This window comes from Nocardia shimofusensis NBRC 100134 (genome assembly GCF_001613125.1).
In the GTDB taxonomy this organism is placed as follows: domain Bacteria; phylum Actinomycetota; class Actinomycetes; order Mycobacteriales; family Mycobacteriaceae; genus Nocardia; species Nocardia shimofusensis.
The window spans coordinates 20436-34054 of the sequence record NZ_BDBT01000030.1; the positions used below are offsets into that span (position 1 = coordinate 20436).

General features: G+C 70.4%; 14 protein-coding genes. 8 read left to right on the plus strand and 6 right to left on the minus strand.

Features of this window, described 5'->3' with window-relative positions; genetic code table 11:
- Nucleotides 1–27 precede the first annotated feature (27 nt).
- Complete coding sequence (locus tag NS3_RS23540) at nt 28–519, plus strand: hypothetical protein (protein ID WP_067863631.1); 492 nt, start codon at nt 28–30, stop codon at nt 517–519.
- Nucleotides 520–589: 70 nt separating this feature from the next.
- On the opposite strand, the gene NS3_RS23545 is transcribed toward NS3_RS23540, so the two are convergent.
- Nucleotides 590–1036, minus strand: coding sequence for a DUF7144 family membrane protein (locus NS3_RS23545; protein ID WP_067863634.1), 447 nt, complete (start codon nt 1034–1036; stop codon nt 590–592).
- A gap of 215 nt (nt 1037–1251) precedes the next feature.
- Here NS3_RS23545 and NS3_RS23550 point away from each other — a divergent pair, with 215 nt between their 5' ends.
- Nucleotides 1252–3282, plus strand: a complete 2031-nt coding sequence (locus NS3_RS23550; protein ID WP_067863636.1) for a winged helix-turn-helix domain-containing protein — start codon at nt 1252–1254, stop codon at nt 3280–3282.
- Between the two features lie 39 nt (nt 3283–3321).
- Here the strand turns inward: NS3_RS23550 and NS3_RS23555 are convergent, their stop codons facing one another.
- Entirely contained in the window at nt 3322–4830 is a 1509-nt protein-coding gene (locus NS3_RS23555; protein WP_067863753.1) for a flavin-containing monooxygenase, read from the minus strand.
- A gap of 71 nt (nt 4831–4901) precedes the next feature.
- Here NS3_RS23555 and NS3_RS23560 point away from each other — a divergent pair, with 71 nt between their 5' ends.
- Nucleotides 4902–5936: an AraC family transcriptional regulator gene (locus NS3_RS23560; RefSeq protein ID WP_067863639.1), complete on the plus strand. Its 1035-nt coding sequence runs from the start codon at nt 4902–4904 to the stop codon at nt 5934–5936.
- 34 nt (nt 5937–5970) lie between these two features.
- Here NS3_RS23560 and NS3_RS23565 read toward each other — a convergent pair whose 3' ends face one another.
- On the minus strand, nt 5971–6699 hold the full coding sequence (locus tag NS3_RS23565) for a hypothetical protein (protein WP_157101501.1): 729 nt from the start codon (nt 6697–6699) through the stop codon (nt 5971–5973).
- A gap of 247 nt (nt 6700–6946) precedes the next feature.
- On the opposite strand from NS3_RS23565, the gene NS3_RS23570 reads away from it, so the two are divergent.
- From NS3_RS23570 to NS3_RS30185, 5 genes are all read left to right on the plus strand, one after another.
- Nucleotides 6947–7888: an alpha/beta hydrolase gene (locus tag NS3_RS23570; protein ID WP_067863645.1), complete on the plus strand. Its 942-nt coding sequence runs from the start codon at nt 6947–6949 to the stop codon at nt 7886–7888.
- Nucleotides 7889–7941: 53 nt separating this feature from the next.
- Complete coding sequence (locus NS3_RS23575; protein WP_067863648.1) at nt 7942–8703, plus strand: VIT1/CCC1 transporter family protein; 762 nt, start codon at nt 7942–7944, stop codon at nt 8701–8703.
- 88 nt (nt 8704–8791) lie between these two features.
- Nucleotides 8792–9553: a PhoU domain-containing protein gene (locus tag NS3_RS23580; protein ID WP_245649777.1), complete on the plus strand. Its 762-nt coding sequence runs from the start codon at nt 8792–8794 to the stop codon at nt 9551–9553.
- A 119-nt stretch (nt 9554–9672) separates the two neighbouring features.
- Nucleotides 9673–10434 carry an HNH endonuclease family protein gene (locus NS3_RS23585; RefSeq protein WP_084495865.1) on the plus strand — a complete coding sequence of 254 codons (762 nt, stop codon included), beginning with the start codon at nt 9673–9675 and terminating at the stop codon, nt 10432–10434.
- Between the two features lie 8 nt (nt 10435–10442).
- Complete coding sequence (locus NS3_RS30185; RefSeq protein WP_245649778.1) at nt 10443–11081, plus strand: hypothetical protein; 639 nt, start codon at nt 10443–10445, stop codon at nt 11079–11081.
- Here the strand turns inward: NS3_RS30185 and NS3_RS23590 are convergent.
- The 3 genes from NS3_RS23590 to NS3_RS23600 are packed head-to-tail and all read right to left on the minus strand — an operon-like array spanning nt 10962 to nt 13608.
- On the minus strand, nt 10962–11768 hold the full coding sequence (locus NS3_RS23590; protein ID WP_067863657.1) for an ABC transporter permease: 807 nt from the start codon (nt 11766–11768) through the stop codon (nt 10962–10964). The genes NS3_RS30185 and NS3_RS23590 overlap by 120 nt on opposite strands.
- Nucleotides 11768–12628 carry an ABC-2 transporter permease gene (locus NS3_RS23595; RefSeq protein ID WP_084495866.1) on the minus strand — a complete coding sequence of 287 codons (861 nt, stop codon included), beginning with the start codon at nt 12626–12628 and terminating at the stop codon, nt 11768–11770. Before NS3_RS23595 ends, NS3_RS23590 begins: the two co-directional genes overlap by 1 nt.
- Entirely contained in the window at nt 12625–13608 is a 984-nt protein-coding gene (locus tag NS3_RS23600) for a daunorubicin/doxorubicin resistance ABC transporter ATP-binding protein DrrA (RefSeq protein WP_067863660.1), read from the minus strand. The genes NS3_RS23595 and NS3_RS23600 overlap by 4 nt, the downstream gene beginning before the upstream one ends.
- Nucleotides 13609–13619 lie beyond the last annotated feature (11 nt).

Sequence of the window (13619 nt, forward strand, 5' to 3'; positions counted from 1 at the left end):
CAACCCCGACGAACAGAGGGAAACACGATGCCCGACACCACCACCGATCCCACCATGGTCGCGATCACCCGAGCCGTCTCGCTCGGCAGGGAGGGCGACCGTGACGCCGCGCGCGCCCAGCTCACCGATCTCTGGCACACGATCGGCCCGCTCGGCGACCCGCTGCATCGCTGCACCCTCGCCCACTACCTGGCCGACCTCCAGCCCGACCCCGCCCAGGCCCTGGCCTGGGACATCCGCGCCCTCGACGCCGCCGACAGCCTCACCGACGAACGCGCCTCGGCCTACCATCCGACCCTCGCGGTCGCGGGCTTCTACCCGTCCCTGCATCTCAATCTCGCCGACAACTACCGCAGGCTGAGCGCCTTCGACGCCGCGCGACGCGAACTCGACTCCGCCCGCGAACACCTCGGCGCGCTCGGCCAGGATCCCTACGGCGAGATGATCCGCACCGCGCTGCGCGAAGTCGAGCAAGCCGTCCGCGCGGGTGACACGGCTCCGCGCCCCAGCGCTCCCTGACCGCCGCGCCGGTCGGGCACGACGACACCGACGCCCCACCTGCCGGGCGCCGGTGTCGTGACCGCGCGACTCAGGCGGGTTCGTTGCGCCAGGTGGAGATCGCCCAGATCACCACGATGTCGAGCGCGATGATGAGCAACGACCAGTACGGGTAGTAGGGCAGCGACAGGAAGTTCGCCACGATCGAGACCGCCAGGAGCGTGATCGCGGCGATCCGGCCCCAGGTGGCCCCGGTCATCAACCCGAACGCGCTGATGATCAGGATGGCGCCGAGGACGATGTGGACCCAGCCCCAGGCGGTCGTGTCGAACTGGTAGATGTACTCGGGGCCGACGATGAACAGTTCGTCCTCGACGACGGCCGAGATGCCCTGGAACAGTTGCAGCAGGCCGACGGTCAGGAGCAGGATCGACGCGCCGATGGAGACTCCCGCGGCGATGCCCTGACGGACCGGACGCGACGTGGTCGATGACGCCGGGTTCGTGGTGGTCGATGGTGCCGGGTTCGGTGTTGTCATGTCTCCATTGCAGTCCGCGCACCGGGGTGAACAGCTCACCCGTTTCGGGTGAATCGTGGCGCGGACTCGCGCTCTACCGTGGAACACGCCATTCGGCCGGTGTCAGGGCGCGGCGATCACCGCGCACCCCCCGGCGACTCCCGGCGCCTCGGCTCACTTCCCGGCCCGCGCCCACTCCTGCGTTTCATACCTCGCCATCCCGCCGAGGAGGCACGATGGTTCCCGCGCGTCTGCTCACCCGTCTCGATCGGGCCGCCGCAGGCCCCGCGCCGGTACTGCTGATCACCGCGCCCGCGGGCAGCGGCAAGACCGCGCTGACCGCCGCCTGGACCGAGCATCTGTCTCGCACCCGGCCCGGCACCCGTACGCTGCGCATCCCCGGCGAACGCGCACCGGAGTTCCTGCGACACCGCAATATCCACCGCCTGTGCGACGAGTCCCGCTACGGGGACACGGTTCTCGTCATCGACGACGCCCACCGGCTCGTCACCGAGGACGCGATCGGGACCGTCGAGCAGTTCCTGCATACCGCCCCGCCGCGACTGATCACCGTCCTCACCGCCCGGCGACCGCCGTCGCTGTCCTGGCACACCCTGACTTCGGCCGCCCGCCTGACCCGATTCGTCGCCGCCGACCTCGCTCTCGACCGGACCGGCGCCGCCGAACTCGCCGCCGACGCGGGCTGCCCGCTCGCGGCCGCGGAGCTCACCTCGGTCCACAACCTGACCTGGGGCTGGCCCACCCTGGTCCGCCTCTGCGCGACCTACCTCGACACCCATCACGAATACCGCTCCGCCGCCCTCACCATGCTCGAGCACGCCCCGCGCCCGCTCGCGGAATTCCTCGCCGGGGAAGTCCTGCCCGCACTGGAGGACACCGAGCGCGACGTCCTCGCCAGCACCCGCAGGCTCGACGAATTCACCCCCGACCTGGCCGACGCCCTGACCGGAGGCCGCGCCTCGGCCGCTCTCGAACGCCTCGAACACGCCGGCTTCCCACTGCGCCGCCACCTGCGCGACGGCATCCTCCACTACTCCTACCCGCCGCTTGTGCGGGGCCACCTCATCCACACCGCCCGCCCCGTCGCCGACGCCGTATGGATCGACCCGCCGCCGGTGAGTGTCCCCCCGCCGCCCTGCGCCGAGCCTCGGTCGTTTCCCGCCTCGCAGGCACCGGACCGGCCGACCGACCCACCGGCCACCCGGCGGATCGAGCCATCGGCACCGGCCATGCCTCGATCTCGCCCCGCGTTCGACGGAGCGCCCTCGCCGAACGAGACCGTGACAGCGCAGACAGAGCACACGACCGACGACGTGCCGCCCGACGAGGCACTGCGGATCTGGTGCCGCACACACCCGTCCGCGACGGTCCTGCCCCACCTGCTGGCGGCCCCCGACCGAGCCCAGCTGATCGAGTTCCTGAGCGAACACGCGGTCCGCCTGGTCCTCGACGCGAACGGCCCCGCCCTGTTCGGCCCGCTGGAGGACGCCCGCTCACCTCTGCTCGACGATCCCGCGCTGACCCTGCTGTACACGGCCGACGCCCTGGTGCGTGGCGCGCACCTGCCCCCGGTGCCGAACCCGCCGCGGCGCACCTCCCGCATCGTCGACACACCCCGGCTGGCCGCCCTGGAATCGGCGGTGACCGCGGATCTCGCGATCCACGCCGACACCGCCACCTTGCGCGCGCTCCCCCTGCCCGCGCATCCGCCATTCACCGGCCACGCCGCCATCGACTACTACGCCGAACTGTCCCTGGCCACCGCCCACGCACTGCGCGGGGATACCGCCCTCGGTGAGCGCGGGCTGCGACGCGCCCGGGCGCTCGCGGAGGCGATGGGCGCGCCGCGGTTACGTCTGCGCGCGCAGATCCGCCTGGCGCTGATCGCCGCACTCGCCGGGCGCCGGTCCGCGGCGAGGGAACGCGCCGCTCACGCGATGGAACTGGCCGTGCGATCAGGACTGACCGGCACTGCCGACCATGCTCGCGCGGTCGCGATCCGCGCGCTGTGCGCTCCCCGTCCGGCCGGAGCCCCGCACGGCGCCGAAACCCCAGAGCACGCCGAAACCCTCCAACGCGGCGATCCCGATCGGCGGGCCGAGACCTCCGAGCAGGCCGGCATCGCGCAACGCTGCGAAGCCACCCGAGACACCGAAGCCACCCGACAGTCCGACCCCACCCGAGACCGCGCAGCCACCCGAGACCGCGCGGCCACCGGGACTCCGAAGCCGATCGGAGAGCCGTGAGTTCCCGTGCGCCGAAACTCCCCCGAGCGCCGAGCCCGCTCAGCGCACGGACGCGGGCGTCGCCGAGCCTCGGGTCGCCGAAACCGGGGACAGCGTCTTGTTCAGATCGGTACGCAGGGTGGTGGCCGAATCCAACAGGTAGTTCTGCCTGACCTTCCACGGATGCCGATCGCCCTGCCGGGGGAACTCGCCGATCGAGCGCTGGATGTAGCCGGAGGCGAGATCCAGCAGCGGGCGCTGCGCGAGTTCACCGTCCGGGCGCGGCACGACCGCGTCGTGACCGTGCCGGTCCAGGTGCCGCAGCACCTTGCACACCAGGCGCGAGGTCAGGTCGGCCCGCAGCGTCCAGGAGGCATTGGTGTAGCCGATGCAGACCGCGAAATTCGGTACGCCGGTGAGCATCGCGCCCTGCCAGACGAACTGTTCGGCCAGCGGCACCGGCACACCGTCGACCTGCGGTGCGATGCCGCCGAAGGCGAGCAGGCGCAAGCCGGTGGCGGTGACGATGATGTCGGCCTCGAGCACCTCGCCGGAGGTCAGCACGATGCCGCCGGGCACGAACCGCGCGATGTGGTCGGTGACCACCCGCGCCTTGCCCTTCTTGATCGCCTTGAAGAAATCGGCGTCGGGCGCGGCGCACAGCCGCTGATCCCACGGGTCGTAGCTGGGCGTGAAGTGCTCGGCGACCATCCGCTCGTCCTTCAGGATGCGGGTGTTCAAGTCGCTGAGCACCTTGCGCGCCGAGGCCGGGAACCGACGGCAGTACTGGAAGAACGCGATGCCGAACAAAATGTTCTTCGTCCGGATCAGCCGGTGCGCGGGACCGGCGGGCAGCAGCCTGCGCAGGGTGTCGGCGCGCTTGTCGCGGCCGGGCACCGCGCTGATCCAGGTGGGGCTGCGCTGCAACATGGTCACCGATTCGGCCTGCTCGGCCATCGAGGGCACCAGGGTGACCGCGGTCGCGCCGCTGCCGATCACCACGACCTTCTTGCCCGAGTAGTCGAGGTCCTCGGGCCAGAACTGCGGGTGCACGATCTGCCCGGCGAAATCCTCGGCGCCGGGGAACTGCGGGTCGTGACCGCGGTCGTAGTCGTAGTAACCGGCGCAGACGTAGAGGAAACCGCAGGTCAGCGTGCGCTCGACCGTCTCGCCCTGCGCGTCGCGGGACGCCAGTGTCAGCGTCCAGCGGGCCTGCGCGCTGGACCAATCGGCCGCGAGCACCTTCGTCGAGTAGCGGATGTGCCGGTCGATGCCGTACTCGGTCGCGGTCTCGCGCAGGTAGCGCAGGATGGACGCGCCGTCGGCGATGGACTTCTCGTCGCGCCACGGCTTGAACGGGTAGCCGAGAGTGAACATGTCCGAATCCGAGCGGATGCCCGGATACCGGAAGAGATCCCAGGTGCCGCCGAGCGCCTCGCGCGCCTCGAGCACCGCGTAGCTCTTGCCCGGGCATTCGGTCTGCAGCCGGTAGGCCGCGCCGATACCGGACAAGCCGGCTCCGACGATCACGACGTCGAGGTGCTCCACAGGCGAATCGGTCCCGTTCATGAGGTCCATTCTTCCCGACCCCGCTCCCTCTGCTCTTGACTTCGCGCGACAACTCTTTGATTCTCGACGACATGTCGGTAATTCGTTCGGCGGGACTGCGTGGGTTCCGATCCACCGTGGCCGAACTCGGCGGCGACGCGGAGGCGCTCGCCCAGGCGGCGGGTATCCCGGCGGCCGCACTCGACGCCGACGACCTGCTCGTGCCCGATCAGGCGGTGGCCGCGGTCCTGGAGCTGGCCGCGCACCGGCTGAACTGTCCCGACCTGGGCCTGCGCATCGCCTACCGGCAGGATCTGGACATGCTGGGTCCGCTGGCACTGGCGATCCGCAATTCCCCGACCCTGGCCGACACCCTGGCCTGCACCTCGCGCTACCTGTTCGTGCACGCGCGCTCGCTGAGCCTGGACATCGAACCCGACCCGTACGGCGATCCGGAGATCGTCGCCCTGCGCTGCGGCGTGCGACCGGGTCTCCCGATTCCTGTGCAGGGCACCGACCTGAGCCTGGGCTTCCTGCACCGCGCGCTGCAACGCCTGGCGACCCCGCGCTACGGGCTGCGTTCGGTGGAACTGCCCTATCGACCGCCCGCCCCCGTCGCGGCCTACGAGCGTTTCTTCGCCGCCCCGGTGCACACCGGCAGGCCCGGCGCCGCGCTGCGCGTCCCCGCCGCGCTGGCGAGCAGACCACTGTCCGGCGGCGACGAGACCCTGCACCGGCTGGCCCTGGCGTTCCTCGCCGAACAGACGGCCACCGGCGGGGAGGACGGCGCCCCGACCCCGACCGCGCAACAGGTCAGGACCGCACTGCGGCAACTCCTCGGCACCGCCCCGGCCGAGATCGGCTCGGTCGCACGGCTGCTCAGCATGCATCCGCGCACCCTGCAACGCAGGCTCGCCGACGAAGCCACCGGCTTCGCCGCGATCCTCGACGACGTGCGCCGCAGGCAGGCCCGCCACTACCTCACCACCACCGATATGCCGCTCGCCCAGGTGACCTCGCTGCTCGGACTGGCCGATCAGGCCACTCTCACCCGCTGCGCCCGGCGCTGGTGGGGACGAACGCCGACGGCGGTGCGCCGGGCCGGACCCGGTGCACCGCCGTCGTGACACGCGGCCGTGCTGAACGGCCCGGACGAACACCTCAGTCGGCGTTGCGCACCTTGCTCACAGCGTCGAGGAACACCTGATCGAAGGTCGACTGATCGACGCCTTCCTTCAGCGCGCCGACCCGCACGATCACGGTCACGCCGCGCACGACCGCCATGCCCTGGTACGCGGTGGTGGTCAGCGGCTTGCCCTCGCCCACGGTGGAGGTGTTGATCGACTTGAACGCCAGCGCCTCGTCGGCGTTCAGGCCGTCGGGCACACCGAGGGTCTCGACCTTGCCGACGGTGGTGATCTGCTTACCCTCGATCGTGGACACGACCGTGACCTCGGGACACGTGGTGTTCGACTCCTCGACGCCTGCCAAGTCGCCGGCCCGCGACGCCACGAACTCGACGTACATCAGGCCTTGGGCGCCGTCGTTGGCCGCGATCACATCGGAGTCGGCGAGCAACTCGGAGGTGGCCGCGCCCAGGTCCTGCTGGGTCCGACCGCACTCGGCCGGGGTGATGGTCGAGTTCTGCTGGATGCCGGACAGATCGGTGACCGCGGCCTGCAGCCGATCGGCGGGCATCTCGATCTTCGAGGCGCCCTCCGGGAACTCCTCGATGCTCAGCAGCAGCTGGTCACGAGGCGTCGTCGGCGATGCCGTCTTCGTGGTCTCCTCGTTGCCGCCGCAGCCGGACAGCAGCAGGGCGGCCGCCGCCAGTCCCGCCGCGAGTCGTGTTCCCTGGTGCCGTGTTCCCCGGTAACGCAGTGTGCTCATGCCGGTCAGCATGCCAGTCCGGGGGACGATCCCCGAATCGGAGCGGGCAAGTCCGACCCGGCCGCGACGCGCCGTTTCGCCCGAAAACCCCACGAGGATAACCGAATTCGCAACAGTGAAGTGGGCCACATTCTTTCCGGCGCGCTTCGGCGGGCGGTCCCGGTGCTCTAGTTTCGCCACTGTGCCGGCTCAGCACAGTGCGCCCACTCGGCACGGCGCCCACGCCGAATCGGAAAGGACTGTCCCGATGCCCGGTCCGAGCAGAATCGTCCTCGCGCTACTGACCGTCCTGGCGAGCATCGCCGCCACCGTGGGCTGGGCGCCGCGCGCGCACGCCGACCCGGTGGTGCGCTGGGAGCATCGCGTCAGCGACCGGATCCTCGACATCGGAGTGTCCTCGCCGCACCTGGAAGGCCCGCAACAGGCGGTGAAAGTGGTGCGGCTGTTGTTGCCGCCCGGCTGGTCGCCGGACGCCGACCGCACCTGGCCGACGATCTGGGTACTGCACGGCGGCATGGACGATCACACCTCGTGGACCGGCAAGGGCGGCCTGGAAGCCCTCACCGCGGGCCGCGAAGCGATCTTCGTGCTGCCCGAAACCAGCTGGTGCAGCGCGTATTCGGACTGGTGGAACTACGGCGCCTACGGCGCCCCCGCCTGGGAGCGGTACCTGCTCGACGACGTGCGTCCCCTGCTCGAGACCCGTTATCGCGCGAGCACCACCCGCGCGATCGCGGGCAACTCGATGGGCGGGCTCGGCGCCATGAAGTTCGCCGCCGAGCACCGCGACATGTTCCGGGCGGCCGCCGCTTTCAGCGGCAATGTGGATCCGCTGCGTGAATCCGGCGCTCCCGGCGGCCCCGACCTGCCCGGACTCGGATGCGCCGCGGACTGGAAGCGGGTGTGGGGCGACCACGCCGTTGCCGAGCAGCGCGCCATCTGGCGGGAGAACAATCCCTACAGTCGCGCCGCCGACCTCGCCGGCATCCCGCTGTTCATCTCCTACGGCCGGGGCGATCCGGTGGAGGTCCCGGTCTACGAACAGAATCTGCGCTTCGCCGCGAGGTTGCGCGCGCTGGGCGCCGACGTCGACGAGCGCTACGGGCCCACCGACGGACACAACTGGGCGGCCTGGCAGGTGCGGATGAGCGAGGCGCTGCCGATGCTGCTGACAGCGGTCGGCGCCTGATCCGGCGGCGGCAGATCCGGCGGTCCATGGCCGCCCGGAGGTAGAGTCCGGTCATGTCCGGATCCGATGAATCTGCCTCGAAGAACCCGGGTACTGAGAGTTCCTCGGCGGCGGGGCCGCATGCGGAACCGCACTCCGAGAGTTTTCGGGGTCGGCTGAACTGGTTGCGCGCCGGGGTGCTCGGCGCCAACGACGGCATCGTTTCCACCGCGGGTCTGGTCGTCGGTGTGGCGGCCGCGAGCACCAGCACTCAGGCGCTGTTCACCGCGGGTAGCGCGGGCGTTGCCGCCGGGGCGATCTCGATGGCGGTCGGCGAGTATGTCTCGGTCAGCACCCAGCGCGATTCCGAGCGGGCGCTGCTTGCCAAGGAGCGCAGAGAACTCCTGGAGGACCCGGAGTACGAATTGCACGAACTGGCCGCGAACTACCGCGCCAAGGGGTTGTCGGCGGAGACCGCGCTCAAAGCCGCCGAGGAGCTGACCGCCCACGATGCCTTCACCGCGCACGCCGATGTCGAGCTCGGCATCGACCCGAAGGAACTGACCAATCCGTGGTCGGCCGCGGGATCCTCGGCGCTGGCGTTCGTTCTCGGCGCCCTGCTGCCCATGCTGGCGATCCTGCTGCCGCCGGTGAGCTGGCGCATCCCGGTCACCGTCGCCACGGTGCTGGTGGCGCTGGCGCTGACCGGAACGATCAGTGCGCGCCTGGGCGGAAGCCCACGGATGCGGGCGGCGCTGCGGGTCGTGATCGGCGGCGCGCTGGCGATGGGCATCACCTACTGCGTCGGACAGCTGGCCGGCGTCGTGGTCGGCTGACACCGGAACCACGCGTCCTCGGGGTCGGTCCCGCGCGACATCGGCTCGATCGATTCCGCTTGTCCCCCGGATGGGCGAGAATTCGTGTGTGCGCACCCAGTTCACCCATGAGCTCCACGACTTGACCAACAGCCTGACGCTCATGTGCCGGCTAGCCCATGACACCGTCGAACGAGGCGTCGATGCCCTGGCCGACGCCGATCTCACCGCCGCGTACGAGGTGTTCGCGCTCGAGGAGCAGCTACGCGCGGCGCACCGGACGTGCGAGTCGCGCACCGTGGCGCTGCTGGCCCTGCAGGCGCCGGTCGCCCGTGATCTGCGCCATGTCGTCACCGCGATGCAGATCGCAGGCCAGCTGGCCAAGGTCGGCGTGCTGAGCAGCCGGGTCGCCGACCAGGTCTATCGCCGCCACCCCGAACACGCCGCACCGCAACCGATCCTGGACGTGCTCACCGAACTCGGCCGCGCCGCCGCGCTGCGGATGGCTCGCGTCGGCGCGGCCGTCGCCTACGGACATCTCCCGGCCGACCGGGTTCGAGAGGATCCGCTCCCCGCCGATCCACCCCCGCGTGCGCATCGCCCTGCCGACCGCCACTTCCCGGACAGCAACGGCCGCACCGAATCCTCCAGCACCCCGGCGCAATTGCTCGAGCGGCTGCACGCCGCCCTCACCGAGCCCGGCGATCCGCATCCGCCCGCCGACATCATCGCCCTGACCTTGCTCGGCAGCCACCTGGAGCGCTGCGTCGAGCATGCCGACCGCATCGACGGATTGGTCCGCTTCCTCGACACCGGAGTGCCGCCTACCGCGCAAACCACCGACAGCGATCCACAACCCGCGGAAATCTGAGGTTTCGCCGGATTCGGCAAACGCCACTATGCTCTGCACGGGTCGTCGGCTCCGCCCGGTGACCTCGGAGAGTGAATGCGGGGACAGCTCGTCCCGGTCGTGAGGGAGTCGTTGTGAATATGTTCTCGTCCCAACGGTTCCGGCGCACCCTCGGCGTGGCCGTGCCCGCACTGCTGACGGCCGTCATCACGGGCGCCTGCACGATCGTCGAGAACAACGACGCCGAGGTGGGCAACTCCGCGGCCGTGATCTCCTCCGCCACCGAGGTCGAGGCACTGTTCGCGCAGTTGAAGGTGGCCGGGGAACGCCCGATGAACGGCTACAGCCGCGACGAGTTCCCGCACTGGGACACCGCCAAGGCCGAGCACGGCTTCGGCGACCAGTTCAGCCGGTACGCACGCTGCACCACCCGCGAGGTGATGATGCTGCGCGACGCCGAGGGCGAGGTGACGCTGGACGCCGCCACCTGCGATCTGAAGATCGGCGCGAACGGCGGCTGGCGCGACGAGTACGGCACCCTCGATCGCAAAACCGGTGCGCTCAAGCCCTACAAGTGGATCACCGACTCCTCCGGCGTGGACGCCGAGCACATCGTGGCGCTCGCCGAGGCGTGGCGTTCGGGCGCGGATCGCCTGGACAAGGACACCCGCAGGCGCATCGCCAACGACGCGCTGAACCTCGAGGCCTCCGACCCCACGGCCAATCGTTCCAAGGGTGATCAGGATGCCGCGAACTACCTGCCGCCGGGGAAGTTCCGGTGCGCCTATGTCGACCGTTACCTGCGGGTGAAAGTAAAGTACGGCCTGACCGTCGACACGGCCGAGCAGGCCGCGCTGCGCACAGCGATCGACGAGTGCACCCGGCAAGGAGGGTTCCGATAAACGACATCGTGCAGATCAGCGGCTCGGCCGCCGTGATGACCGACGAAGAGGGAACGGTCTCCGGCGAACTCGACGTCAGGCTCGACGACTCCGGCAAGGGCCTCGTCCGCTACCGCGGCACCGACACCTGGCTCACCATCGGCAACCTCGACGGCGAGCCGGTCCACCCGTGGGACAGCGTCGCCCGGTTGGCCGCCGCGATCGAAGCCGGGATCGGCCGGCGCGACGCCGCGGGCAACACGGTCCCGTTCGAGGTGTTCGCCGAGGAAGACCCCGCGGACGCGAGTCTCCCCGTCGATGAGCCGCAGCCACCAGGCGCCTCCGCGCCCGGTTCGGTGAGCGCGGCGGAAACCGCTGGTGACCCATCGAATTCGCCGGCAACCACACCGGATGCCACGACCGGCCCGTCCACCGATTCCGGTGACGCGACCAGCTCTGCACCGGCCTCGGCACCCGAATCGTCTGATCCCGTCGGCAAAGAGACGAACCAGGCGTCGGCGCGGACAGCCGATCCCGCGCAACAATCCTCAGCGACGGCTGGCCCGGCGGTAGCCGATGGCGGCGGGGACCGCGCAGACCAGGATGGCGCCCAGCGACCAGACCAGGATGAGAGTGAGGGGCCGGGCGAGCGGCCCGCCCAGGGATAGCGCCTTCATGGTGTCCACCGCGGCCGACATGGGCTGATTGCGCACCACCGGCTGGATCCACTCCGGGTAGGCGATCAGCGGCACGAATCCGGTGCTGAAGAACATCAACAGCGTGCTGAGGATGGTGATCCCCTCGACCAGCACCGTTTTGGCGGTGAACACGGCGACCGCGGTCACCAGCGTGGCGAAGGCCAGCCCGAACAGCACCGGCACGGCGATGAACGCCGCCGCCGCCACCGGCCCCTGCTGGAACCGGAAGCCCAGCAGATATCCCACGGCGACGACCACCAGGGTGCCCGCCAGGATCCGGCAGCCCTCGGCGAGCACCCGGGCGATCAGTCCCGACGCCCGGTGCACCGGCAGCACCCAGAACCGGGCGAGCAGCCCGCTGTCGCGTTCGCGTCCGAGCATCACCCCGGCGGCGACCGCGCCGGACAGCGCTCCCACCGCCGCCACCATCGGCACCGAGCCGTAGAGCGCGTCCTCGCCGGTGAACCGCTGGATCTGCCCGCCGACCACGATGTCGAGCATGAGCAACAGCAGGCACGGGATGATCAGGGTCTCCAGCAGCGCCACCGGATTGCGCAGCCAGCGCAGCAACAGGCGCTGGGTCTGCACCGAGACGTTCGACAGCAGGGTCAGCCCCGAATTCTCGGCGCGCAGTTCGCCGCTGATCGTCGACACCATCACGACCTCCGCATCGCGAAACGAATGGCGAACGGCAGCGCGATCGCCAGAATGGCCCCGATCCACAGCAGCGACGGCGCCATGGTCGCCCAGCTGACCACCCCGGCATTGCCCTGGCTGTCGCCGGCCAGGGCGCGCAGCGCGGTCGCGAACTGCGAGACCGGTTGATTGCGTACGAACGGCTGTACCCAGTCCGGGAACTGGCCCGCCGGGGCGATGCCGGTGGAGAGCATGCCCAGGATCAACGGTGGCAGCAGCAACGCCTGGGTGGTGGTCTCCGGGCTCTTGGACGCGGTGCCGATGACATCCGCGCCGATGGTGAAGGCGATGCCGATGAGCAGTCCGAGCGCGACGAATCCGACGGTGTGCGGCCAGTCCAGCCGGAACCGGAACCCGATGACGTGCCCGCAGGTCAGCGCGGCGGCTTGGGCGATGACCAGCCGGATCACATTGCCCGACATCCGCGCCGAGAACGGGATCAGCCGGCCGACCGGCATGGCCGCGAACCGGCGGTCCAGTCCCGAGACCGCGTCGGTGGCCGACCGGAACGCCGCGCCGATGGCGGTGAAGGCGGCGGCCTGCAGGATCACCAGCGGCATCATGAACTGCGCGTAGCTGCTGAAACCGAGGCCGGAGAAGCTCATCACGGTTTTGAGCGGAATGTAGAAGCTGGCCGTGAAGGCCGCGGGCGCGACGATCGAGGTGAGTATCTCGCCGGTCTTGATCGCGGGCGTGATGAGCCGGATGGTCAGCACCCACCATTGCCACAGCCGGACCGGCGCGGCGCGCAGCTCGGTGACCCACGCGCCGCTGTGCGGACCGGCCGGTGCGGCGAGGGCGACCGGTCGCGCGGCGTTCACGCGGGGACCTCGCTGTCGACGGCGACCTCGGTGGTGTGGCCGGTCAGGTGCAGGAAGACCTCGTCGAGCGAGGGGCGGCGCAGGGCGATGTCGAGCAGTTCGACGTCGGCGGCGTCGAGCCTGCGCAGCGCCTCGGCGAGAGTCTTGGCGCCGTCGGGCGCCGGGATGGCGAGCCGGTCGGCGTCGGGTGCGAGCGCGGCCAGGCTCTCCGGCGGCAGCAGCGGGCCCAGCGCGGTGACGATCGCGGGCAAGTCCTCGAGCCGCAACGGCACCACTTCGCAGTAGCTGCCGCCGGTGCGGGATTTGAGTTCGTCGGCGGTGCCCTCGGCGATGACGACGCCGTGGTCGATGACGATGATCCGATCGCACAGCGCGTCGGCCTCTTCCAGGTACTGCGTGGTCAACAGGGTCGTGATGCCGTGTTCGCGAAAGCCGCCGACCAGATCCCAGACGCCCTGCCTGCTGCGCGGGTCCAGACCGGTGGTGGGCTCGTCGAGGAAGACCACCTCGGGTCGCACGACCAGCCCGCAGGCGATGTCGATGCGCCGGCGCATACCCCCGGAGTAGGTGCCGACGCGACGGTCGGCGGCCCCGGTGAGGTCGAATTCGACCAACAGCTCCCGCGCCCGCGCCCGCGCCGCCTGTTTGCGCAGGCCGAGCAGCCTGCCGAACATGACCAGATTCTCGTAGCCGCTGAGCATGTCGTCGAGCGCGGCGAACTGGCCGGTGAGCATGATGCGGCGGCGGACGTCCGCGGCGTCGGCGACGACGTCGTACCCGGCGACCGAGGCGCGTCCGCGGTCCGGGGTGACCAGCGTGGACAAGATGTTGACCATGGTGGTCTTGCCCGCGCCGTTGGGGCCGAGGATGCCGAGCACCTCCCCCTGGGCGGCGGCGAAGTCCACGCCGCGCAGGGCGCGCACCTCGCCGAAGGACTTCTCGACGCCTTCGACCACAACCGCTGAGTCGTTCACTCCCATGCCTCCAAGGT